21 protein-coding genes are annotated in these 21,038 nt (G+C 63.3%); 15 read left to right on the forward strand and 6 right to left on the reverse strand.

Going from position 1 to position 21,038, the window contains the following annotated elements:
* Positions 1–149: 149 nt before the first annotated feature.
* Positions 150–1,733 carry an LCP family protein gene (locus G7Y31_RS02895; RefSeq protein WP_244977459.1) on the reverse strand — a complete coding sequence of 528 codons (1,584 nt, stop codon included), beginning with the start codon at positions 1,731–1,733 and terminating at the stop codon, positions 150–152.
* 364 nt (positions 1,734–2,097) lie between these two features.
* Between G7Y31_RS02895 and G7Y31_RS02900 the strand changes: the two genes are divergently transcribed.
* From G7Y31_RS02900 to G7Y31_RS02915, 4 genes are all read left to right on the forward strand, one after another.
* The gene (locus G7Y31_RS02900) at positions 2,098–3,015 is read left to right on the forward strand and encodes a glycosyltransferase family 2 protein (protein ID WP_235923156.1); all 918 of its coding nucleotides are present in this window, start codon (positions 2,098–2,100) and stop codon (positions 3,013–3,015) included.
* A gap of 46 nt (positions 3,016–3,061) precedes the next feature.
* The gene (manB, locus tag G7Y31_RS02905) at positions 3,062–4,156 is read left to right on the forward strand and encodes a mannose-1-phosphate guanylyltransferase (RefSeq protein ID WP_165008476.1); all 1,095 of its coding nucleotides are present in this window, start codon (positions 3,062–3,064) and stop codon (positions 4,154–4,156) included.
* A 262-nt stretch (positions 4,157–4,418) separates the two neighbouring features.
* Positions 4,419–4,718, forward strand: a complete 300-nt coding sequence (locus G7Y31_RS02910) for a WhiB family transcriptional regulator (protein ID WP_165008478.1) — start codon at positions 4,419–4,421, stop codon at positions 4,716–4,718.
* Between the two features lie 137 nt (positions 4,719–4,855).
* Positions 4,856–5,515, forward strand: coding sequence for a syntaxin family protein (locus tag G7Y31_RS02915; protein WP_165008480.1), 660 nt, complete (start codon positions 4,856–4,858; stop codon positions 5,513–5,515).
* Between the two features lie 25 nt (positions 5,516–5,540).
* On the opposite strand, the gene G7Y31_RS02920 is transcribed toward G7Y31_RS02915, so the two are convergent.
* Positions 5,541–5,999 carry a metallopeptidase family protein gene (locus G7Y31_RS02920; RefSeq protein ID WP_165008482.1) on the reverse strand — a complete coding sequence of 153 codons (459 nt, stop codon included), beginning with the start codon at positions 5,997–5,999 and terminating at the stop codon, positions 5,541–5,543.
* 105 nt (positions 6,000–6,104) lie between these two features.
* Here G7Y31_RS02920 and G7Y31_RS02925 point away from each other — a divergent pair, with 105 nt between their 5' ends.
* Both G7Y31_RS02925 and G7Y31_RS02930 read left to right on the forward strand, forming a co-directional pair.
* Positions 6,105–6,560, forward strand: a complete 456-nt coding sequence (locus G7Y31_RS02925) for a DUF3499 domain-containing protein (protein WP_165008484.1) — start codon at positions 6,105–6,107, stop codon at positions 6,558–6,560.
* A gap of 32 nt (positions 6,561–6,592) precedes the next feature.
* Entirely contained in the window at positions 6,593–7,960 is a 1,368-nt protein-coding gene (locus G7Y31_RS02930; protein WP_165008486.1) for a phosphomannomutase/phosphoglucomutase, read from the forward strand.
* A gap of 216 nt (positions 7,961–8,176) precedes the next feature.
* Here the strand turns inward: G7Y31_RS02930 and G7Y31_RS02935 are convergent, their stop codons facing one another.
* Positions 8,177–9,529, reverse strand: a complete 1,353-nt coding sequence (locus tag G7Y31_RS02935; protein ID WP_165008488.1) for an FAD-dependent oxidoreductase — start codon at positions 9,527–9,529, stop codon at positions 8,177–8,179.
* Positions 9,530–9,791: 262 nt separating this feature from the next.
* Here G7Y31_RS02935 and G7Y31_RS02940 point away from each other — a divergent pair, with 262 nt between their 5' ends.
* From G7Y31_RS02940 to G7Y31_RS02955, 4 genes are read left to right on the forward strand one after another with little or no spacing between them, the layout of a single operon-like run.
* Entirely contained in the window at positions 9,792–11,474 is a 1,683-nt protein-coding gene (locus G7Y31_RS02940) for a nitrite/sulfite reductase (RefSeq protein ID WP_165008490.1), read from the forward strand.
* Positions 11,474–11,722 (forward strand): hypothetical protein, encoded by a 249-nt coding sequence (locus tag G7Y31_RS02945; protein WP_165008492.1) that lies wholly within the window; start codon positions 11,474–11,476, stop codon positions 11,720–11,722. Before G7Y31_RS02940 ends, G7Y31_RS02945 begins: the two co-directional genes overlap by 1 nt.
* 1 nt (position 11,723) lies before the next feature.
* Positions 11,724–12,386, forward strand: a complete 663-nt coding sequence (locus G7Y31_RS02950) for a sirohydrochlorin chelatase (RefSeq protein WP_165008495.1) — start codon at positions 11,724–11,726, stop codon at positions 12,384–12,386.
* On the forward strand, positions 12,386–13,390 hold the full coding sequence (locus G7Y31_RS02955; protein WP_165008498.1) for a sulfite exporter TauE/SafE family protein: 1,005 nt from the start codon (positions 12,386–12,388) through the stop codon (positions 13,388–13,390). The genes G7Y31_RS02950 and G7Y31_RS02955 overlap by 1 nt, the downstream gene beginning before the upstream one ends.
* On the opposite strand, the gene cobA is transcribed toward G7Y31_RS02955, so the two are convergent.
* Entirely contained in the window at positions 13,387–14,121 is a 735-nt protein-coding gene (gene cobA, locus G7Y31_RS02960; protein ID WP_165008500.1) for a uroporphyrinogen-III C-methyltransferase, read from the reverse strand. The genes G7Y31_RS02955 and cobA overlap by 4 nt on opposite strands.
* Positions 14,122–14,147: 26 nt before the next feature.
* On the opposite strand from cobA, the gene G7Y31_RS02965 reads away from it, so the two are divergent.
* Together G7Y31_RS02965 and manA are read left to right on the forward strand one after the other, a co-directional pair.
* Positions 14,148–15,179, forward strand: coding sequence for a hypothetical protein (locus G7Y31_RS02965; protein ID WP_165008502.1), 1,032 nt, complete (start codon positions 14,148–14,150; stop codon positions 15,177–15,179).
* Positions 15,180–15,238: 59 nt separating this feature from the next.
* On the forward strand, positions 15,239–16,429 hold the full coding sequence (manA, locus tag G7Y31_RS02970) for a mannose-6-phosphate isomerase, class I (protein WP_165008647.1): 1,191 nt from the start codon (positions 15,239–15,241) through the stop codon (positions 16,427–16,429).
* A 197-nt stretch (positions 16,430–16,626) separates the two neighbouring features.
* Here manA and G7Y31_RS02975 read toward each other — a convergent pair whose 3' ends face one another.
* Positions 16,627–17,733, reverse strand: coding sequence for an HNH endonuclease signature motif containing protein (locus G7Y31_RS02975; RefSeq protein ID WP_165008504.1), 1,107 nt, complete (start codon positions 17,731–17,733; stop codon positions 16,627–16,629).
* Between the two features lie 485 nt (positions 17,734–18,218).
* Complete coding sequence (locus G7Y31_RS02980) at positions 18,219–19,055, reverse strand: hypothetical protein (protein WP_165008506.1); 837 nt, start codon at positions 19,053–19,055, stop codon at positions 18,219–18,221.
* A gap of 101 nt (positions 19,056–19,156) precedes the next feature.
* Here G7Y31_RS02980 and G7Y31_RS02985 point away from each other — a divergent pair, with 101 nt between their 5' ends.
* The 3 genes from G7Y31_RS02985 to mtrA all read left to right on the forward strand — a co-directional run bounded on the left by G7Y31_RS02985 (position 19,157) and on the right by mtrA (position 21,023).
* Positions 19,157–19,507 (forward strand): DUF4259 domain-containing protein, encoded by a 351-nt coding sequence (locus G7Y31_RS02985; protein WP_165008508.1) that lies wholly within the window; start codon positions 19,157–19,159, stop codon positions 19,505–19,507.
* 10 nt (positions 19,508–19,517) lie between these two features.
* Complete coding sequence (locus G7Y31_RS02990; RefSeq protein ID WP_165008511.1) at positions 19,518–20,156, forward strand: dTMP kinase; 639 nt, start codon at positions 19,518–19,520, stop codon at positions 20,154–20,156.
* Positions 20,157–20,330: 174 nt separating this feature from the next.
* A complete protein-coding gene (mtrA, locus tag G7Y31_RS02995; protein WP_165008513.1) occupies positions 20,331–21,023 on the forward strand; it encodes an MtrAB system response regulator MtrA in 693 nt (230 codons plus the stop codon).
* The last annotated feature ends 15 nt before the right edge of the window (positions 21,024–21,038 follow it).

Genomic DNA, 21,038 nt, shown 5'->3' on the forward strand with positions numbered 1-21,038 from the left:
ATCGATTGCGCCTTGCGGCTCAGCGCACCCGCCGCCTGGCAGGGTCACGCGCACCCCGCGGCCCACACGTCCAGCGGGATGCTCACACAGCGCGGCGCTCATGTTCGGCGGCGGGGTCACGCGCACCCCGCGGCCCACACGTCCGGCGGCTAGTTCACGCAGCGCGGGCTGTCGCCGCCGGCGTCGATTTCAGGGGAGACTTCTGCGGCGCCGAAGTCACCGCCTGGGGTGCCCACGGGGGCATCGGCAGACTCGGCGGCGTCGGCGGAGTCTTGGTCGGCGGGACCTGCGTAGTCAGCGGCAGCCACGACGATGATGGTGCCCTCCTCCAGGCTCGGGTTGGCGGTGACGGGCAGCCCGCCCAAGGCCTCAGCCAGGGCCTGGGCCTGAGCATTGTCTGCCGATGCCGCCACCACCTGCGACTGTGCGTACACGCCAGCCTCGGCATTGGCGGTGCGGTCCACGGTGTAGCCCTGGGCAGTGAGCCACGCGCCGATGCCCGCCGCCAGGCCCGGGGTATCGCCCGCGTTGAGCACGTGCAGAGTCACCCCGTCAAGCTCCGGGGCGGAACCGGCAGGGGCGGACTGCCCTTCGCCGACATGCTCTTCGTCGACCTGCTCCTGGGACTTGGCCAGATCCTCGAAGAAGCGGTGGACCTCCTCGGGGTCGATGGTGACGATGGACTCGCCATAATCGCCCACCCCATCAATGGAGGTCACCGGGATGGTGTTGAAGGTGACGTTGCCGCCGGCCAGGCCGGAGAGCTGCTGGGCGATGCTCATGATGTCCCAATCCGAGTCAAAAACCACGGAGCGCTCAATGGCGCGGGAAATTTTCGACAGCTTGGAGGGGTTGGTTAGCGTGCCGGAGTTGAGTACCTGTGCCACCAGGGAAGCCATGTAGGACTGCTGGCGAACAATGCGGTCCAAGTCCCCGCGCGGCAGCCCGTAGCGTTGGCGGACAAAGGCCAGGCCCTGGGCGCCGTTGAGAGTTTGCTCGCCGGCTGGGAAGCGGGCGCCGGACATCTCATCATCCACGGCCTCATTGAGGCAGACGTTGACGCCCCCGACGGCATCGGTAAGCAACACAAAGCCCAGCAAGCCCACCTCGGCGTAGTGGTCAATGTCCACCCCGGACAGCTCGCGCACCTGGTTGAGCAGGGCCGCGCGCCCGGCGGCAGTGCCGGCCTCAGCGATGTCTTTGTCCGTGTGCACCGGGGACTCGCCGCGGGCGACGGCCGCCTCGTTTTCCTCCGTGAGCTGGGTAATTTTTGCGGTCTCATGCGCGGAGAAGACCCCGTTGATTTTCATGTTCCCGTGCTCAGAGTCATGGACGTAGGTATCGCGCGGGATGGACACGGCGCTGGCGCGGGAGCCATCGTTGGGAATGCGGATAACCATGATGGTGTCCGTGTTGTGCTCCCCGTCGTCCACGCCGGCGTGCAGGGCGTCTAGCTCCTCGCGCGAGAGAGTGTTGCCCTGGGCGTCCGTGCGGGAGTCGGAGCCGACGAGGAGGATGTCCAGGGCGCCATCGGCAGACTCGCCCTTGTCAGCCCCACCCGTGCCCAGCGTGAGGTTGTCCACAGAGCCCAGCTCCCCGCCAAGCCTGCCGACGAACGCGTAGCCCGTACCAGAGACCAACAGCACCAAGATGGAGGCGACCGCCAGGGCCACCTTCAGCGGCGTCGGGCCAGACTGTCGCAGGGACCTGGCCTTTGTTGGGGCCGGTTGGATGTCCCGCACGCGGCGGGTGCGCGGAAAATCCTGCTCAGCTGCGGGCTCCGAGGTGCGCGGACGGCGCTGGTGTGGGGAGTTGGGCACGGTGTCTGCTTCCTTCCAGATAGATGTATTCACTTTAATGCAGCCATGGGGCAACATAAAGGCGCACACATTAAGGGCATGCACATTAGCAGGCACACACGTTGATGCCGCGCGCGGACGGGGCGCGCGCATGACGGGCGTGCCCATGACGGGGCGTGCGCATGACGGGCGTGCCCATGACGGGTGCGCCCATGACGCGCACCGCCTCGCAGCGGCGCGGCCAGGGATGCCCGTCTGGAGGAGTGCTGCTGTGTACGCTGTGTAGGCTATGGCCCCTGTGAATAACCCTGCTGCCGCGACGGAACCGACCCCACCGACAAACCTGCCGCTCGGTGTGGTGACCGTGACGTATTCGCCCGGCGAGTACTTAGAGCGCTTCTTGGGCACGCTGCCTGCCGCTTGTGCCACTGGTAGCTATGTGGTGCTGGCGGATAATGGATCCCGCGACGGCGTTCCGCAGGCTGCCGCCGCCCGCTACCCGGACGTGGAGTTTCTAGACACCGGCGGCAACCTGGGCTACGGCGGTGGGATGAATGCCGGGGCGGCCCGGCTTTGGGAGCGGGTACAGGCTGGCGAAGTGCGCGGGGACTACCTCCTCATAGTAAATCCCGACGTGGAGTTCAGTCCGGGCAGCCTGGACCAGCTCATCGCCTGCGCGCAGGAGAACCCGCAAGCCGGGGCGGTGGGCCCGCAGATTGTGGAACCTGACGGCAGCGCATACCCTTCGGCGCGGGCGGTGCCCACGCTGGGAACGGGCATCGGCCATGCTCTGCTCGGCGGCATCTGGCCTGCAAACCCATGGTCGCGGGCCTACCGCAATGATCAAGACCTTTCCCGCCAGCGCGACACCGGTTGGTTGTCGGGGTCTTGCGTGTTGCTGCGGTGGGAGGCTTTTCGGGGTATTGGCGGTTTTGATGAGCGCTATTTCATGTACATGGAAGACGTCGACCTGGGCGATAGGCTCACCCGCGCCGGGTGGCGCAACCGCTTTTGCCCGCAGGCCGTGATCACGCACGCCAAGGGCCATTCCACCCGGGCACACGCGGGCGCGATGTTGCGGGCACACCATGACTCTGCGTACCGCTTCCAGGCGGACCGGCACCCGCACTGGTGGCAGGCACCGCTGCGGGGTCTGCTAAAAATTGGGCTGCACGCGCGCGCGTACGTCACCGTGTGGCGGGCGCAAAGGGGCTAAGATTTTCACGTTCGCAACCGGCTACAGATAAAGGAATGTCAGGTTTATGGTTGTCTCTGCCCGCCAGGACCAGCGTCAGGCTGATGCCGTTATCCTCGTCGGTGGTCGCGGCACTCGGCTGCGGCCGCTGACCATCGGCACACCTAAGCCCATGCTGCCTACGGCTAATGCGCCGTTCCTGCAGCATCTGCTGGCCCGCATTCAAGCCGCTGGCATCACCCACGTGGTGCTGTCTACGTCTTTCAAGGCAGAGGTCTTTGAGGAGTACTTTGGCGACGGCGCAGACCTGGGCCTGGAGATCGAGTACGTGGTGGAAGAAACCGCGCTGGGCACCGGCGGCGGGATCCGCAACGTCTATGACAAGCTGCGCTTCGACACCGCCATGGTCTTTAACGGCGATGTGCTCTCCGGCATGGACCTGGGCGGCATTTTGGACGCCCACGCAGCCAAGGACGCCGACGTGACCATGCACTTGCTGAATGTGGCGGACCCGCGGGCTTTTGGTTGTGTGCCCACCGACGGCGATGGCCGTGTCAGCGCTTTCTTGGAGAAGGTCGAGGACCCGCCCACCAATCAGATCAACGCCGGTTGCTATGTGTTTAAGCGCGAGGTCATCGCCACTATTCCAGAAAACCGGGTGGTGTCTGTGGAGCGCGAGACCTTCCCGCGTCTGCTGGAGGATGGCGCGCGCATTTTTGGCCATGTGGATAACTCGTATTGGCGCGACATGGGCCGGCCGGAGGACTTTGTGCGCGGCTCTTCGGATATTGTGCGCGGGATTGCGCCCTCGCCGTTGCTCACTGGCCGCACGGGGGAGTCCATTGTGGATCCTTCGGCTGGCGTTGCTGGCGGAGTGCTGCTGCTTTCTGGCACATCGGTGGGCCGCGGCACGGAGATTGGTGCTGGCTGCCGCATTGATGGCACGGTCATTTTTGATGGTGTGACCATCGAGCCGGGCGCGGTGATTAGCAACTCCATCATTGCCTCTGGCGCGCACATCGGTGCCAACGCCCACATTGAGAACTGTGTGGTGGGCGAGGGTGCGACCATCGGCGCGCGTTGTGAGCTGCAGTCCGGCATGCGCGTCTTCCCTGGGGTCAACATCCCGGACGCTGGCATTCGTTTTAGCTCCGACGCCTAGCTTGCCGATGCCGCCACGCTCCCTCCTTGTGAACTGCTCACCGCGGCACCACTATATCTAGTACCCCCGTCGTTTACCCCCTGGGCGGTTTTATCGGTGCAGATGTGACTGGTGTGAAAAACGAGCAGGCAATTGTGGGTTGCGGCTAAAAAAGATCCGCCTGGAGCTTGACGATATTTAGTAGCGCCGGTTAAATCTCTTGTGTGTAAGACGGGGCGCGGCCCCGCGAGTCAAGTGTAACTACGGAGAAAGGACAACAGGCGTGGACGACATGGCTAATAACGCCAATCTCCGTGGCGGGGGTTCCGCGGCCTTGTCCCTGGATGAGCTCTTTGGGGCAGTAGAGCAAGAGTGGCAAGATCAGGCACTCTGTGCGCAGACCGATCCGGAGGCCTTTTTCCCGGAAAAAGGCGGCTCTACCCGCGAAGCGAAGCGAATTTGCCAGGCCTGCGCCGTGCGTGATGAGTGCCTGGAGTATGCCCTGGAGCATGATGAGCGCTTCGGGATCTGGGGCGGTCTTTCCGACCGTGAGCGCCGCCGCCTCAAGCGTCAAATCGGCTAAACCTGCCTACCAGTCAAAGCGGGAGTCTATCGTTTGGGAGGACTTCGCCCTCAGGCACCGCGGGAAGCGGGTAGGATGAAGCTTCAGATATGGCCTTCGTGCCATTGGGACATCTGGAGTATTTAAAGGAAAGCGTGATGTCTGATGACTTTGAAGCATCCGATCGCTCAAAAGAAGCGGAAAGTAATCGCCCGTTCCACTCGGGGAAGGGTAATCTACGAGGCGGAAATAGTACGCCCGGAGCAGATTCTCAACGAAGCCTGGGGGCAAGTGGGACACGAGATGAGGAAGGCGATCAATCAGCTAACCTAAGGCCCGACTGGGCAATTGAAGGAGAGTTGATGGATACAGACGAGGCTCGTCAGTTCCTCGGCGAGCTGCGTCAAATATCTGCAGAGATGCATTCGGGTCCGATCCCGTCTGCGCGGGAAATGGAGCGATACGAGCGCTCAGTTCCCGGCATTTCGAGGGATATAATCCGGATGGCTCAAGATGCGGTTGATGCAGCCAATGACGTCACTCGGGCTAATGCAGAAGTTGCGCGCGCTACCGCAGACTCTATTCGTGCATCATCAACACTCGCGCTCAATCAGCAGCGCGATTTAAGGTGGATATGCTGGGCAATCCTTGTGATTTCTGTGGCATTTGCAGTGGCTGGAATTGCCGTTCCTGCGGTAGTTGGAACGGTCTTATTCGTCGCGGGTTATGGGGCAATGTTTTTCCAGCCGCGGATGGTTGAGCTATTCAATCCTGAAAGCCGTGCGAGGAACTCGAAAGCTGACGGCCCTGCGGAGTAGGTGAAAGTCTAGGCGCGGTCCTTGTCTACCAGTCAAAGCGGGAGTCTATCGTTTGGGGCTCAACGTTGAGGTAGACCGCAACCAGGGCAATTAACACGGTGCTGATGAGCTCGGCGCGCTCAGTGTGGGTCACGCAGCGCTGCTCAATAGGCATGCGAAAGAGCACCATGCGGGCGCGGGTGGGCTGTCCCTGGGCGTCCACGCCGGCGGGCAGCAGGCGGCCGAGGGGGACGGGTCCGTCGGCCACGATTTCATCGGGAAGCACAGTCATATCTGCGCGCAGACGCATGCGCGGGACGGTATCTACGGCCACGTCTAAGCCAGCGAGCTCGTTGATGAAAGCATTGTGGATGGGGGCGTAGGCTTCGAGGACGGCGGCATCAAAAAGCTGCGCCCGGGAGCGGTAACGGGGAGTCTGCGGTGCCACTAGGGGACCGCGCGCGCCCCGGCCGTGGCGATTGCGGGCGGGGCGGATGTGAGTCATGCATGCAATCTTAAGACCGGGACGCGCCCGGCGGGGCTACACCACGCCGCGCCGCGCGAAGTACTTGACCCGCGGGCCAGGACAGAAGGGCTAGACTCTAGCAGCGTGACTGATCAACGGCAATGCTCCCGCCCCGGCTGCCGCCGCCCGGCTGTAGCCACGCTGACCTACGCGTATGCGGAACAAACCGCAGTGGTCGGCCCCTTGGCACAGGAGAAGGACCCGCATAGCTGGGACTTGTGTGAACATCACTCGTCGCGGATTACCGCTCCGCACGGCTGGGAGATGGTGCGCGTGGATCACATTGAACTCGACGAAGATGACGATGACCTGCTGGGCCTGGCCGAGCTGGTGGGCGCAGGGGAGCGCGTGACGGAGAATCTGGGCGCTGACGGGGATCCCATCGAATACAGCCCCACCTTCGATGGGGCGGACCCGCAGAACTCTAACCACCCGGTGTTTCGTATGCGGCGGGTGGCCGACGTGCGGGCGGCGCGGCGTTCCCACCTGTCGGTGGTGCCAGATGAGGCAAGCGCTCATGGCGAGGATCCGCAAGATTAGACGCGGCTGCGACCTTGCTAGGCTTAATAGCCATGCGTACTCGTGAACAGCTGGATGCTGTAATTAAGGCCTATGACGTTCGTGGTGTAGTTGGCGAAGATATTGACGCGGCGTTTGTGCGGGATACCGGCGCCGCGTTTGCGCACATTCTGCGCGGCGAAGGCGAGTCCACCGTGGCCGTAGGCTACGACATGCGCCCGTCTTCGCCGGAGTTGTCGCAGGCCTTTGCAGAAGGCGTGAACTCGCAGGGCCTGGACGTGATTATGGTGGGCCTGGCTTCTACCGATGAGCTCTATTTTGCCGCCGGCCAGCTGGGGTGCGCAGGCGCCATGTTTACCGCTTCTCACAATCCGGCGAAGTACAACGGCATCAAGCTGTGTCGCGCGGGGGCGGTGCCGGTAGGTCAGGCCACGGGCCTGGACGCCATTAAAGACATGCTGGTCGCGGGCGTGCCGGAGTGGGATGGCGCGCAGGGCAGTGTTGCCCAGCGCGACGTGCTGGAAGATTACGCCAAGTTCTTGCGTTCCTTGGTGCTGCTGGAGGACTCGCGCCCGCTGACTGTGTCTGTCGATGCCGCCAATGGCATGGGTGGCCACACCGTCCCCGCCGTCTTTGCGGGGTTGCCCTTCGATGTGCGGGAGCTGTACTTCGAGCTCGATGGCACCTTCCCCAACCATGAGGCCAACCCGCTGGACCCGAAGAACCTGGTGGACTTGCAGAAGTTCACCGTGGAGCAAGGGGCTGATATTGGCCTGGCGTTTGACGGGGACGCGGACCGCTGCTTTGTGGTAGATGAGCTGGGCCAGCCGGTTTCGCCTTCCGCCATTTGTGCACTGGTGGCGCAGCGTTACCTGGAGAAGTTCCCGGGTGCGACCGTCATCCACAACTTGATTACCTCCAAAACGGTTCCGGAGTTGATTGCAGAAAACGGTGGCAAGCCGGTGCGCACCCGCGTGGGCCACTCCTTTATCAAGGCGCAGATGGCTGCAGAAAACGCTGTCTTCGGTGGCGAGCACTCCGCTCACTACTACTTCCAGGAATTCTGGAATGCAGATTCCGGCATGTTGGCTGCCATGCACGTCTTGGCCGCGCTGGGTGAGTCTGACCAGCCGCTGAGCAAACTGATGGCCCAGTACTCCCGCTATGAGGCATCCGGGGAAATCAACTCCACCGTTGCTGACCAGCAAGCCACCACCCAGGCGGTGCTCGACGCCTTTGCCCAGCGCACCGAGTCTGTGGACGAACTCGACGGTGTCACTGTACAGCTCGCGGGAACCAAGGCCTGGTTTAACGTGCGGGCTTCCAATACAGAGCCGCTGTTGCGTCTCAACGTCGAGGCCCCCACCAAGGCCGAGGTGGACGAACTCGTCGCCGAGATTCTGGGGATCATCCGGGCCTAGCCTCGGCGACGTCTAGCCGCGTCGCAGCTTAGCTCCGGCTCGTGCCTTCGCACTAGCGACGCTTAGCCTCGGCGGTGCCTAGGCTGCCTGTGGGGTTTGCGCTAGCGGTGCCCTAGCCCAGCGGCGGCGGGGCTGGATGGGCCACGAAGAAAGGCGCTAGCGGGTGGGGGAGGGGGCATCGGCAGACTGGGCCTGGTTGATTGGAGCCTGGTTGGTTTAGGCCTGGCCGCGGGAGTGGGTGACCATTTCCTCCCATTCAACGTACTTCTTGCGCTCACGGCCCTCGGCCTCGCCTAGGGCGCGCTCAGCGGCATCGAGGTTCTTCCAGCTCTCCCAGGTCAGGTACTCGTGGCCTTTGGCCTCCAACAACTCAGTGATGTCCGCATCGGTGGAGTGGGTCAGCTTGCCAGCCTCGTAGTCCTCCACCAGCATGCCGATGGTCTCCGTCGCATCCGACTTGGTGTTGCCAATCAGGCCCACGGGGCCTCGCTTAATCCAGCCCGTGGCGTAGAGGCCCGGAACAATCTCGCCATCCAGGCCGACAACGTGGCCGCCGTCGTTGTTGATAACGTCCTTGGCGGCGTTGAAGGGCACGCCCTCGACGGCATCGGAACGGTAGCCCACCGCAAGGTAGACGGCCTGGACGGGCCACTCGGTGAACTTGCCAGTGCCGCGAACACTGCCGTCGCCGGTCAGCTCCGTGCGCTCCGTCTTGATGCCCGTGACCTTGCCGTTTTCGCCCAGAATCTCCACTGGCTGCTCGAAGAGATGGATTTGCAGAGTGTGCGGGGCGTCCTTGGGCTCGCGGATGGCGTACTGCTCCAGAATCTGGCAGACCTGGTCTTGGGACTTGGAGGCGGCGCGGGCTTCCAAGGAGGCCTCGTCGTAGTCGATGTCCTCCGGGTCAACCACCACGTTGATGGTGTCAGAGTGGTCCAGCTCCTTGAGCTCCAGCGGGGTGAACTTGGCTTGGGCGGGGCCGCGGCGGCCGAAGACGCGCACGGTTTCGGCTTGGCTCTTGGCCAGAGACTCGTAGACATTATCCGGGATTTCGGTGACCTTGAGTTCGTCGCCGGTCTTGGCCAGAATGCGAGCGACGTCTAGGCCCACGTTGCCCACGCCCACCACGGCGACCTCGCGGGCGGAGAGATCCCAGTTGCGCTCGAAGCGGGGGTTGCCGTCGTAGAAGCCCACAAACTCGCCGGCGCCGTGAACGCCTTCTAGATCTGCGCCGGGGATGTCCATGGTGCGGTCGCCCACGGCACCGGTGGCGAAGATGATGGCGTCGTAGTGCTCCTGGAGCTGCTCCACGGTCAGGTCGCGGCCGATGTGGATGTTGGACAGCAGGCGGATCTGCGGGGTTTCAAGCACGCGGTGCAGGGAGTTGATAATGCCCTTGATGCGCGGGTGGTCCGGGGCTACGCCGTAGCGGATGAGGCCGAAGGGGGCGGGCATCTGCTCAATTAGGTCAATTGCGACGTTGCCGCCCAGCTTCTTTACCAGGATGTCGGAGGCGTAAATGCCAGCTGGACCTGCGCCGATGACGGCGACGCGCAAAGGGGAAGTCATACAAGCTCTCTTTTCCGTTGGGGGAGGTTGGTATATCAGCCCTTCATTCAACTCATTTTTGACTGGCCCGGCAAGTCCACTATTTTCATTCGCTGCAAAGTGCCAGGTAGTGGGGTATGAATTTTAAAGACAGAGCGGTCTAGATTGTATGAACTTAGCGGTATGGCTAGCGTGATGGAACAACAGGCAACGATTAACCAGCATCCATTACCCAGCAACGATTACCCAGCAACGATTAACCAGCAAAGGAAGCGCCACCCCCATGACTGCGACCACCACCCGTGCTAGCCGTACTCCTCGCGCCAAGAAGCCTGAAGGCCAATGGAAAGTCGACGGCACTACGCCGTTGAATGCCGACGAGGAGATCAAGCAGCAAGACGGCGGACTCTCCGCCCGTCAACGAGTCATTGATATCTATTCGAAGCAGGGCTTTTCTTCCATCCCGCCGGAGGATCTGGCGCCGCGCTTTAAGTGGCTCGGCCTCTACACCCAGCGCAAGCAGAACCTGGGCGGGGAGCTCACCGCGCAGCTGTCTAACCCGGAGCTGCAGGATGAGTACTTCATGATGCGCGTGCGCTTCGACGGCGGCCGCGCCACCCCGGAGCAGCTGCGCGTGGTGGGCGAAATCTCTCGCGACTATGCTCGCTCTACCGCGGACTTCACGGACCGGCAAAATATCCAGCTGCACTGGATTCGCATCGAAGACGTGCCCACTATTTGGGAAAAGCTCAACGCGGTGGGCCTGGATACCATGATGGGCTGCGGTGACGTGCCGCGCGTTATTCTGGGCTCGCCGGTGGCGGGTGTGGCCAAGGATGAGATTATCGACGCCACCCCGGCCATCGAGGAAATTGTGCGCGACTACCTGCCGCGCGAGGATATCCATAATCTTCCCCGCAAGTTTAAGTCCGCGATTTCTGGCAACGTCCGCCAGGACGTGACCCACGAAATCCAGGATGTGTCCTTTGTGGGCACCACCCACCCGGAGTTGGGCGCGGGTTTTGACTGCTTTGTAGGCGGCGGGTTGTCCACTAACCCCATGCTGGCGCGTTCCTTGGGTGTCTTTGTTCCCCTGGAGCGCGTGGCGGAAGTCTGGTACGGCGTGGTGCAAATCTTCCGCGATTACGGCTACCGTCGGCTGCGCAACCGCGCCCGCCTGAAGTTCCTGGTGGCCGAGTGGGGTGCAGAAAAGTTCTTGCAGGTCCTTGAAGACGAGTACCTCGATGCCCCGTTAGTTCGCAACGCCCCTGTCCAACCACATCTGGGCAATCGTGACCACGTTGGTGTCCACGAGCAGCAAGACGGCCGCTTCTACGTGGGCGTTAAGCCCACGGTGGGCCACGCCACGGGTGAACAACTCATTGAGATCGCCCAGGTAGCCCAGGACTTTGGCATCCAGCGCATCCGAACCACGCCCATGAAGGAATTGCTCTTCCTGGACGTGGAGGAAGCCGATGTCGCCCCGCTGCAAGCTGCGCTCGAGCGCACTGGGCTGTATGCGAACCCTTCGGAGTTCCGCCGCGGCATCATCTCCTGTACCGGCCTGGAATTTTGCAAGCTGGCCCACGCCACCACCAAGTCCCGTGCCATCGAGTTGGTCGATGACGTCGAAGAAGCCCTCGGCGACCTCGACGTGCCCATCTCTATCTCCCTTAACGGCTGCCCCAACGCGTGCGCCCGCTCGCAGGTCTCCGACATCGGCTTCAAGGGCCAGACGGTCACCGACGCCGACGGCAACCGCGTGGAGGGTTTCCAGGTCCACCTGGGCGGTGCGCTGGGCTTGGGTGAGGAAGCTTTCGGCCGCAAGCTGCGCGGCCACAAGGTTCTCGCCTCTGAGGTCAGCGACTACGTCATCCGCGTGGTGGGCAACTTCCAGCAAGACCGCCAGCCGGGCGAGTCCTTCCAGCAGTGGGCCGTGCGCGCCGACGAGGAGTTGTTGCAGTAATGGAATTTCGCCGCGAACCCAATCCCAATCGCAATCACCCCACTCATTGCCCCTATTGCGCCTCGACCGCGCTGTTTCCGGACACGGAGGGCGACTTCGCCTGGAATTGCCGCGAGTGCTTGCGGGTGTTTTCGGTGCTCTTCCACGGCCAAAATGCTGCCCCCGCTCCGGCGGCACCGGCCCCGTCGTCGGCCCAGGCGCTGGCGGATTCTCTGCGCCGCCGCGGCCACACCCCGGGAGGTAACTGAGATGACTGTGCTTATTTTGCTCTCCCATGGCTCGCGCCACCCGGGTGCGGCGCCTGGCATTGACCGCCTGGCCGATGCCGTGGCCTCCCTGACCGGGCTGCCCACCGTGCCAGCCCACCTGGAGCTGTGTTCACCTTCGCTTGCCGATGCCGCCCGCGCCATCGCCGTGGACTACCCCCAGGAAAGCGAGGTGCTGGTGGTGCCGTTGCTGTTTACCCAAGGTTTCCACGCCCGCTGGGACGTTCCTGCCCAGGTTGCAGCTGCCTCCGAGGCTTCCGGGTTGAACCTGCGGGTAACTCGCGGGCTGGGCACTGGCCCGGATATGGCACAGGTGCTTGCAGAAAGAGTCACTGACCCGCGGGCTCATCTGGTGGTCTATGCAGTGGGCTCAACTGATCGAATGCCGAACACCGAGGTCGAGCGGCTGGCTGTTCGCCTAGCGGACATCACCGGTCAATCCACCTCGGTGGCCTTCGCTACTCGCGGTGGGGTGAATGCTATCGCCCGGCAACGCGAGGTGTATCCCCACCTGGAAATCCTCCCGCTGTTTGTTACCCAGGGCCTGCTCCTGGACGCAGTGGGGGAGGACCTGCAACCCCTTCAAGAGGCTCTGGCGCCGCTGATTGCGCGCCGGGTCCGAGCTTATTCGAAAGTTGGTGTCTAATGCGTGCACTTATTCTTATTGCCCTGGCCGGGTTTGCGGCCCAATTGGTCGATGGCGGCATCGGCATGGGCTTTGGTGTTACCTCAACGACTATTTTGCTGCTGGCCGGTTTGGGCCCCGCCCAAGCTTCTGCGGTGGTCCACACCGCTGAGCTGGGTACGACCTTCGCCTCCGGCATATCTCACTGGCGCTTTGGCAACGTGCACTGGCCTACCGTGCTCGCTTTGGGCGTGCCAGGCGGTATTGCGGCCTGCGCGGGTGCGCTGCTGCTCTCGAGCATCTCGCTGGAGGCCGCTACCCCGTGGACCTCGGCCATCCTCACAGTCATCGGCGTGAGCCTGGTGTGGCGCTTCTCCCGCGGCCGTACCCGCCGCGCTGTATCCACTAAACACCACTCCCGGGGATTCCTGGTGGGCCTGGGCCTAGTGGGCGGATTTGTCGATGCCTCCGGTGGCGGCGGCTGGGGCCCGGTGTCTACCTCCACCCTGATGGCGGTAGGGCGCGAGCAGCCGCGCCGCATTGTCGGTACGGTCAACACCGCGGAGTTCCTGGTGACCTTCGGCGCCACCGCGGGATTTGTGGTGGGCCTGTGGGAAGAGCTCGTTGCCCACGCTGCTGCGGTGGGTGCGCTGCTTGTCGGCGGCGTGTTGGCGGCCCCGGTGGCAGCCTGGCTGGTTTCCCGCGTCAACCCGGTTGCCTTGGGCGGCCTGGTGGGCACTGCCATCGTGGTGCTCAACCTGCCCAAGATTATCGATGTCCCCGCCTGGGCCCAGTTGATTATCGCCATCATCGGTGTCACCGCCACCATCACTGGCGTGCGCCGCTACCGCCGCGCCCTGGCTGCTGACCAAGCTGCCGATGCCGCCGCAGCGAACGAGCAGGCTGCCGGCGACGTCGCCCACAACGCAAAGACCACCCCGGCGGAAGCCGAGCTGGAGGAGGACGCAGAGCTGGCACAGGGGGCATCGGCAAACTCGCCCGAGCTGGCATACCGCTCCAGCTAGCCCTCCTGCAAGCCCGCCACCTGGCCAATAACATAGACCGCCGGCGGGGCAATACCCTGCGCCGCGATGTCTGCGCCCAAGCGCCCCAACGTGGTGCGCAGGCGCCGCTCGCCGCGCAGGGTTCCTTCTTGAATAAGAGCCACCGGGGTCTCCGCAGCCAACCCGCCGTCGATGAGCGCCTGCGCAATCGCGCCGGCGTTTTTTACCCCCATAATCACACTCAGTGTCGCCCCGCTGGCCGCCAGCGCCGACCAATCCACCAGACTGCGCGGATGCCCCGGCGGCAGATGCCCGGAGACCACCGTGAAGGCGTGCACCATCCCGCGCTGAGTAATCGGAGTGCCCGCCAACCCCGGCACCGCCACCGCGGAGGTCACCCCCGGCACCACCGTGCACGCCACTCCCGCAGCCGCCAACGCCTGGACCTCCTCAAAGCCGCGACCAAAGACGAACGGATCGCCGCCTTTGAGCCGCACCACCCGCCGGCCGGCGCGCGCGTGCTCGATGAGCAGCGCGTTGATCTTTTCCTGCGAAATCGACGCGGTGTAGGGCAGCTTAGAGACGTCAATGACCAGCTTGTCGCTGGTGTCCAGGAACTGCTCCAGCTGCGCGGCGGGGCCCAGGTGGTCAGCCAAAATCACGTCCGCGGCCTCCAAGGCGCGCAGGCCACGCACGGTGATGAGGTCCCAGGCTCCTGGGCCACCTCCTACCAAAGTCACAGGATAATTCATAGCGGATCAGTATAGGGTGGTTGAACATGAGCACCGATTCTGAGCCCGACTACTGGTCTGGGCAGCAGCACTACGACGCGGAGATGGTCCGCTTTTTTGATGTCGCGCATGAAGGCGCGCAGGTGCGGGCCGTGGCCGCTGCCGTCCCGGCGTTGGAGGCGGCGCTCTATGGCTCTACGCCGCGCGCCATCGTGGTGTTGCCCACGGACCATGTGGCGCGGGTGTGCGCACAGTTTGTGGCGCGCACGTTTGCCGCTGTGCCGCTGGTGGTTGCAGATGAGCTGCCGACTTTCGTTGGTGCCTTGGATGTTGTGGTGGTGCTGGGCGAGCGCGCTGAGTGCGACCAGACCAGCCAGGCTCTGCTGACGGCAGCTAGGCGCGGTGCGCAATGCGTGGCCGTGGTGCCCGGCGTTGGGCCCCTGCTTGCCGATGCCACCTCGTGTGCCACCATCATCGGGGCCCTGCCAACCGCTACGGCGGGTTCCCCTGCGCGCTATATCAGCGCCTTGGAGGCTATTTGCTCAGCTGCCTCCCAGCCTGCGGCGGTGACGCAAGCGTACCTGGCGGGTCTTGCCTCGGAACTGGATGCGGAGGTCGAGGCCCTGGGCCCGGACCGTGACGTTAGCGTCAATCCGGCCCGGCAGTTGCGCGACTTTGCGGAGGACTGCCTGGTCTTTCATACCGGCGCCCCGCTGGCCGAGGTCGCCGCGGCGCTTTTTGCCCGCGCCGGCCTGGGCGCTGGAGTAGTAGAGCCGGAGGATGTGCCGCAGATTCGCGCGCGCTACCCGCAGGCGCAGCCGGATCCTTTCTATGATCCCTTCCTGGATGGCCCCGGCTCCGGGCCGGACGCTGACTTTGGGTGGACCGTGTTTAGGGCTAGCCCAAAGGTGATTGTCTGGGCTGGGGCTGTTGCCCAGGAGCAAGCCCCAGGAGACGATGGCCAGACTCTAATCCTGTCGGCCGCTAGTGACACCGCCCACCCCTTGCAGTTGATTACGCGCGCTTTTGCCGCTGCAGCGCTGGATGCTTCCCCGGATACTGCACCGGATGCCGCCTAGGTTATCCGCCCCACCTGACACATATTTTATGCACATATTTTATGAAGGAGTTCCCTGTCATGGACCAGCTTGTCCCTGCCGTGCGCCATTACTCTTGGGGGTCGCGCAGCCTGATCCCACAGCTGCTGGGTCAGCCGGAGTCCAGCCAACCGGTGGCAGAGCTGTGGTATGGCGCCCACCCGGCGGCGCCTTCGCAGTTGGGTGGCCAGCGCGATGCCCACGGCGCAAGCATGGGCCTGGATGCCTACCTGCAGCAGCACCCGCAGCAGCTGGGCCCGCACGCGGAGACTGGTTTGCCGTTTTTGCTCAAGCTCTTGGCAGCCGATGAGGTCCTCTCTTTACAGGCCCACCCTTCCATGGAACAGGCCCGGGAGGGCTTCGCGCGCGAAAACTCCCTGGGAATTGACTTGGATGCCGCCTCCCGCAATTACAAGGACGCTTCCCATAAGCCGGAGTTGATCGTTGCGCTGACGCCTTTCTACGCGATGGCGGGCTTCCGGCCGCTTGCGCAGACCTTGGAGCTTTTTGCGGCATTGGGCTCCCCGGAGCTGGACCGCTACCTTGGGATGGTCAGCACCGATGATGAGGAAGCCAGCCTGCAGGCGTTGTTTACTACTTGGATTACCATTCCGGCCGCTGCCCGCCGGGAGCTTATCTCCTCCGTGGTGGACGCAGCACCGCGTGTGCCCAGCGGCTGGATGTCGCAGGTGATGGATACCGTGCTGGAGATTCACCAGCAGTACCCGGGGGACATTGGCGTGCTGGGGGCGTTGCTGCTCAACCATGTGCAGTTGCAGCCTGGCGAGGCCGTTTTCTTGGCCGCCGGCCAGCTCCATGCTTACGTGCGGGGCCTGGGCGTGGAGGTCATGGCGAATTCGGACAATGTGTTGCGCGGTGGCCTGACGTCGAAGAACGTGGATGTCCCCGAGTTGGTGAAGGTCCTGTCCTTCGGCGCGCTGGCGCAGCCGCAGGTCCACGCTCAGCAGACTGCCGGTACCCCCGCCGGCGTCGAAGCGTGGGAATACCAGGTTCCGGTGGAGGAGTTCAACGTCACCCGCTACGAGTGCAGCCCCGGGGCCCAAGGCGATCTGCTCGCTACTGGCCCAGCGATTGCGCTGTGCACTTCCGGCGAGCTTCAGATTGGCCAGCTGCGCCTCAACCCTGGCGATGCCGCCTGGATTCCCGCCGATACCCCCGCCCCGCACCTCAGCACCCCCAGCGGCGCCCAATTTTTCCTGGCCTACGCGTAGCCCCGCTTCCACGGCGGGAACCGGCCCCTCCTCGCTGAGCTCTGGGCCCCGACTCTCCGCCGCGCAGCGACGTCGTTACCGCGCCCGAAAGGGCCTATGCACGCACGTCTAGCCCCTTCCGCGCGCTTTTTGTCGTCGCGGTTGGGGCTGTGTGCTTTCCGATGCCGCCGCATCCCTTCTGGCTGGTCTGCTGGCGGCTAGCCTTCCGGTGGGGAGTTGGTGGGTGGGTAGGTGGTGGGTGTGGCTGATGGTGGTGTGGGCGCGGGCCGGGTTTGTATTGGTGGTGCGCCACCGGGTGCTTGCCACCCAACCCCGGTACCCATGCGTACCATCCGACCCCGGGCTATCGGGATACCGTCTGGCGGGTGGTCTTCATTGGCACCGTTATGGTGCGGACACAATGGGGTGAGGTTTGACATGTTGGTCTGGCCACCCCGGTTCCAAGGGTGGATGTGGTGAATCTGGCACTTATCAAACGGCAAGTGACAGTCTATCCAGGAGCATTCCGCACCCTCGGCAAGTAGCAATAAGCGTTGCTTAGAGTTAGCGCTACGCGAATAACGGTACAAATCCAGAGGACCATGCTCACGCGATAGCGCTGCGATAAACCCGTAGTCCAGGCACAGTCGTTCCAGGAGGTCTTTACCGGTGAGGATGGCGCCGTTGGAGGCGCGGACGCGGATATCGGCATCGGTGGGGTAGCGGCCGGGGTTGTGCATCCGGTCGACGAACTCACAAATCTGATCCAGGTAGATAGGGATGATCGGGATGTAGCGTTGTTTGCCAGCGCCCCCGCCCCTGAAGGCTGCCAGGAAGCTTTCTACTTGATCTTGAGGGTCAACCACAGCGTGGACATCCATAATGTCCACAGACTTGCCCGTGGCTTTGAGCGTGGCCAGCCCATTAGCGTGATGGGTAAGGCTTACGCCTTCTTTAACCTCACGCGGCTTGGCAAGTTTCTTTAACTGCTCTCGCGCAACGGCCTCAATCTGTGCGGCAGGCGTCTTGCACAGTTTGACGCGCAGTTTCCATTTGCCGAGTTTGTCGGCAACTCGCTTGGTTTTGGACTCGATGAAGTCTAAGGCTTCAGCGGAATGGCCTTGGGTGCGGGCAGCGGTTAGGGCTTTGTATTGCAAGCCGGTAAACGAGGTCTGTCCGTAGTAGGTGTTATACAGCGTGACGTACTTGCGTGCGACAAACGGGCACAGCCCATTTGCGGTGAGGTCTTCGACGCTGTGGCCGGCGAAACCAGCTAGTGCGTCGATGACGGGGCCTTGGCCCGCAAGTAGTGTCTCGAAGTTCATGCCACCGAGAATAAACACTATTGCGTGGCGTTCGCAAGGGTTATCGGAAAATTGTCCACTCGAGTGTGCAATGAGGGTAAACTTTGGGACGATCTACCGATGGTAATGGGGGCACCCACACGGGGGTAGCTCGATTGTGGCGCATAAACGGGATTGCGGTCAGGATGTCGGCGCCCGGGTCGCGGAAACGGACCGCGTGGGGCCGCCCGGCGGTGAGAGTTGGCGGGCAGCATGCGGGTCACGTGTAGGCGGCAGGCGGTAGCGAGGGGAGTCGCGCTGTCGGTGTCAGGTCGCGGAAGTGGGCCACGCGTAGACGACAGGCGGTAGCGGTGGCAGTCGGGGTGTCGGCAGCCGGCGGTAGCGATGGCAGCCAGGATGTTGGCACCCGGGCCGTGGAGACGGGGCACGCATGGGCCGCTAGGCAACCAGTCTTGGCAAGCCGGACCTGGGCCGGCAGGCGGCGGGGTGTAGTCGATGTGGGAACGTCAGGGGGCGGGTTCGGGCTCAGTGGGGTCTGGCTCGATGGTGGTGGCCAGCGTAGAGGTGGTGGATTCTTGGTCGTCTTGGGAGCCGTCGGATTCCAGGAGTGGAGTGTCGCTTTCCTCTTCGGTTGGCTCGGCTGGGACCGTGGGTTCGGAGGTGGTACTCGGTCCTGTGGTTGAAGGTTCCTCCGTGGTAGGACCGGTTGAGGAACCTTGGGTGCTTCCGGGAGTCGACGCGGAGCTGGTATCGGGTTCGGTGGTGGCGTCTGGGCGCTGGGGGCGCGTGGTGTCCGGGGGAGTCTCAGCAGAAGTCTTAGTGCCGGGGGCAGGACGTTCGGGTTGGCCTGGAGTAGGTGATTCTGGTCGAGGACCGGTCTGCCCTGGGCGCTGCGGTGCTTGTGGTGCTTGCGGGGAGCCGGGGGTATTGGCGGGGCCGGCAGCAGCGGTAGGGGCGTTGGCGGCGGTTGCGGGGGCATCGGCAGACACGGCATCCTCGCGCGAGCCGGAGATGTTGGGTGGGCGGTAGAACGTGGTGGGCTGGGAGTCCGCCTTGGTGGTATTGAACGCCGCGTTGGGAGGCAAGAAAGGATCATCGCTTGCCAGAGCCACCGTGCGTCCGGACTTGGGGGAGTCTGTGTCCTCGGTGGGGCGCACGAAGTCACCAACGGAGGCCGGCCGGGAGGTGGTGTGGGTGACAACTACGCCATGAGCTTGATTCGTGGCACTATCAGAAGTGGAAGAACCCGGCGTGCCCAGGCGCCACACCCCAGTGCCAACGGCACATGCAACGAGCACGCCAACGGCGATGAAGATAAGCACACGACGCGTATCTGCTTTCACCGGGGTTTCCTTCCGAAACTGCAGCTGTGGTAACAAGTTGGTAACAACACTACCATGCTTCACAAACATGGCATCCCTACAAGCATCAAGGAGTACAAGGCATGACAACGTGGGACCGGGAAGTGTTCGGCTCTGAGGTCAACGGCGATTTTTTAGATGAGTTGCTCAGCCTGGAAGACGAAGACGTGGTAGAGACCGTCCGTGACGTCATTGTGGCAGCCGTGAGCGGGCAGGCTTCTGAGGCGGAAGAAGAAAACGCGTTGGCTGCCGCCACCATCGCGGCACTGTGGGCGGGAGCACCGTTTAGCGCCAGCGACATTGTCCGGGCGTATCCATTCATTCGGGACCTGGCGGGTTCAGGGGATGAGGAACTCAATGAGCAGGCCGCGGAGATTTTGCAACGGGTGGAAGAAGACCATGATGTCGATGCCTACATCGAGGCGCTGAGCTAAGGAGTTCGACGTGATTATTGCGGTTGAGGGCATAGACGGCGCCGGCAAAAACACGCTGGTGGGGCGGTTACGGGCGGAATTGGATGTGCCGGTGCGGGTGTTGGCTTTCCCGCGTTATGCAGATTCGGTTCATGCCCAGCTGGCGCAGGCGGCGCTGTTTGGAAAGATGGGGGACCTCATTGACTCTGTCCACGGCATGGCCACGCTGTTTGCACTCGACCGCTTTGGGGCGCGCGAGGAGCTGTGCTTTGCGGACGAGGAGGTGCTGCTCTGTGACCGCTATGTGGCCTCTAATGCGGCGTATTCCGCAGCGCGGCTGGGGGATGATTCCGTTTGTGATTGGGTAGCGGACCTGGAGTTTTCTACTCTGGGCCTGCCCCGGCCGGACCTGCAGATCTTCTTGGACACCGCCGTGGATCTGGCTGGCCAACGCGCCAGCCAGCGTGCGGTCGAAGATGCTACGCGTAAGAAGGACGAGTACGAAAAGAACGCCTCCTTGCAGGCTGATACCGCTGCGGCCTACCGGCGCTTGGCCGCACGCGAGTGGGGCGGCCAGTGGATAGTGTCCGCGGATGTGGATAGGATTACCCGTGATGTAGTGGCACTAGTGGCGCAAAGGACTGCGCCGCCGCACGCGGCGCAGTCTTAGGGAACTGGTGCTTCGGTAGCAGGCACCCAAAGTACCGGCACTCAAAGTACCGGCACTCAAAGTACCGGCACCGAAAGCACTGGCGCCCAAAATTCAGGCCGCCCAAGGTATCCGGTGCTCACAGTACCGGCGCCTGAGGAGCCGGAGGAAAGAACCCGTGGAAGGAGCAGGGCAATGGCCCCGAAGATTCTAGTAGTGGACGATGATCCAGCGATCTCGGAGATGCTGACCATTGTCCTGGAAGCGGAGGGCATGGAGCCCATCCCAGTCACTGATGGTGCCCAGGCGGTGCCGGAGTTTGAGGCTCACCAGCCGGACCTGGTGCTGCTGGACTTGATGCTGCCGGGCATGAATGGTGTGGACATTTGCCGCGCTATTCGCCGCGATTCGGCGGTGCCCATCGTCATGCTCACCGCAAAGACGGACACCGTGGATGTGGTGTTGGGGTTGGAGTCGGGGGCGGATGATTACATCACCAAGCCCTTCAAGCCTAAGGAGCTGGTGGCGCGTATTCGTGCCCGCCTGCGCCGCACGGATGCCGCGGCCCAGGAAGTCCTGGAGGTAGGCGATTTGCTTATCGATGTCCCGGAGCACACGGTCACCCGCGTGGGCGGGGAGGAGATTTCCCTGACTCCGCTGGAGTTTGATCTGCTGCTGGAGATGGCGCGCCGGCCCGGCCAGGTCCATACCCGTGAGGAGCTGTTGGAGTCTGTGTGGGGCTACCGCCACGCGTCGGATACCCGCTTGGTTAATGTCCACGTGCAGCGTCTGCGCGCCAAGATTGAACATGATCCGGAGGACCCGCAGATTGTGCTGACCGTGCGTGGCGTGGGCTATAAGACCGGCAAGATCGAGGCAGGGGAGTAGCTCATTTCGGAGCGC

Origin of the sequence: Corynebacterium lizhenjunii (genome assembly GCF_011038655.2) — a bacterium.
In the GTDB taxonomy this organism is placed as follows: domain Bacteria; phylum Actinomycetota; class Actinomycetes; order Mycobacteriales; family Mycobacteriaceae; genus Corynebacterium; species Corynebacterium lizhenjunii.

Bases quoted from the DNA above. Each gene is read 5' to 3' on its own strand.
- manB (WP_165008476.1), top strand. From the start codon at position 3,062: ATGGTTGTCTCTGCCCGCCAGGACCAGCGTCAGGCTGATGCCGTTATC.
- G7Y31_RS02940 (WP_165008490.1), top strand. From the start codon at position 9,792: ATGACTGCGACCACCACCCGTGCTAGCCGTACTCCTCGCGCCAAGAAG.
- G7Y31_RS02935 (WP_165008488.1), bottom strand. From the start codon at position 9,529: ATGACTTCCCCTTTGCGCGTCGCCGTCATCGGCGCAGGTCCAGCTGGC.
- G7Y31_RS02965 (WP_165008502.1), top strand. From the start codon at position 14,148: ATGAGCACCGATTCTGAGCCCGACTACTGGTCTGGGCAGCAGCACTAC.
- G7Y31_RS02930 (WP_165008486.1), top strand. From the start codon at position 6,593: ATGCGTACTCGTGAACAGCTGGATGCTGTAATTAAGGCCTATGACGTT.
- mtrA (WP_165008513.1), top strand. From the start codon at position 20,331: ATGGCCCCGAAGATTCTAGTAGTGGACGATGATCCAGCGATCTCGGAG.
- G7Y31_RS02950 (WP_165008495.1), top strand. From the start codon at position 11,724: ATGACTGTGCTTATTTTGCTCTCCCATGGCTCGCGCCACCCGGGTGCG.
- G7Y31_RS02945 (WP_165008492.1), top strand. From the start codon at position 11,474: ATGGAATTTCGCCGCGAACCCAATCCCAATCGCAATCACCCCACTCAT.
- G7Y31_RS02985 (WP_165008508.1), top strand. From the start codon at position 19,157: ATGACAACGTGGGACCGGGAAGTGTTCGGCTCTGAGGTCAACGGCGAT.
- cobA (WP_165008500.1), bottom strand. From the start codon at position 14,121: ATGAATTATCCTGTGACTTTGGTAGGAGGTGGCCCAGGAGCCTGGGAC.
- G7Y31_RS02975 (WP_165008504.1), bottom strand. From the start codon at position 17,733: ATGAACTTCGAGACACTACTTGCGGGCCAAGGCCCCGTCATCGACGCA.
- G7Y31_RS02920 (WP_165008482.1), bottom strand. From the start codon at position 5,999: ATGACTCACATCCGCCCCGCCCGCAATCGCCACGGCCGGGGCGCGCGC.
- G7Y31_RS02955 (WP_165008498.1), top strand. From the start codon at position 12,386: ATGCGTGCACTTATTCTTATTGCCCTGGCCGGGTTTGCGGCCCAATTG.
- G7Y31_RS02915 (WP_165008480.1), top strand. From the start codon at position 4,856: ATGTCTGATGACTTTGAAGCATCCGATCGCTCAAAAGAAGCGGAAAGT.
- manA (WP_165008647.1), top strand. From the start codon at position 15,239: ATGGACCAGCTTGTCCCTGCCGTGCGCCATTACTCTTGGGGGTCGCGC.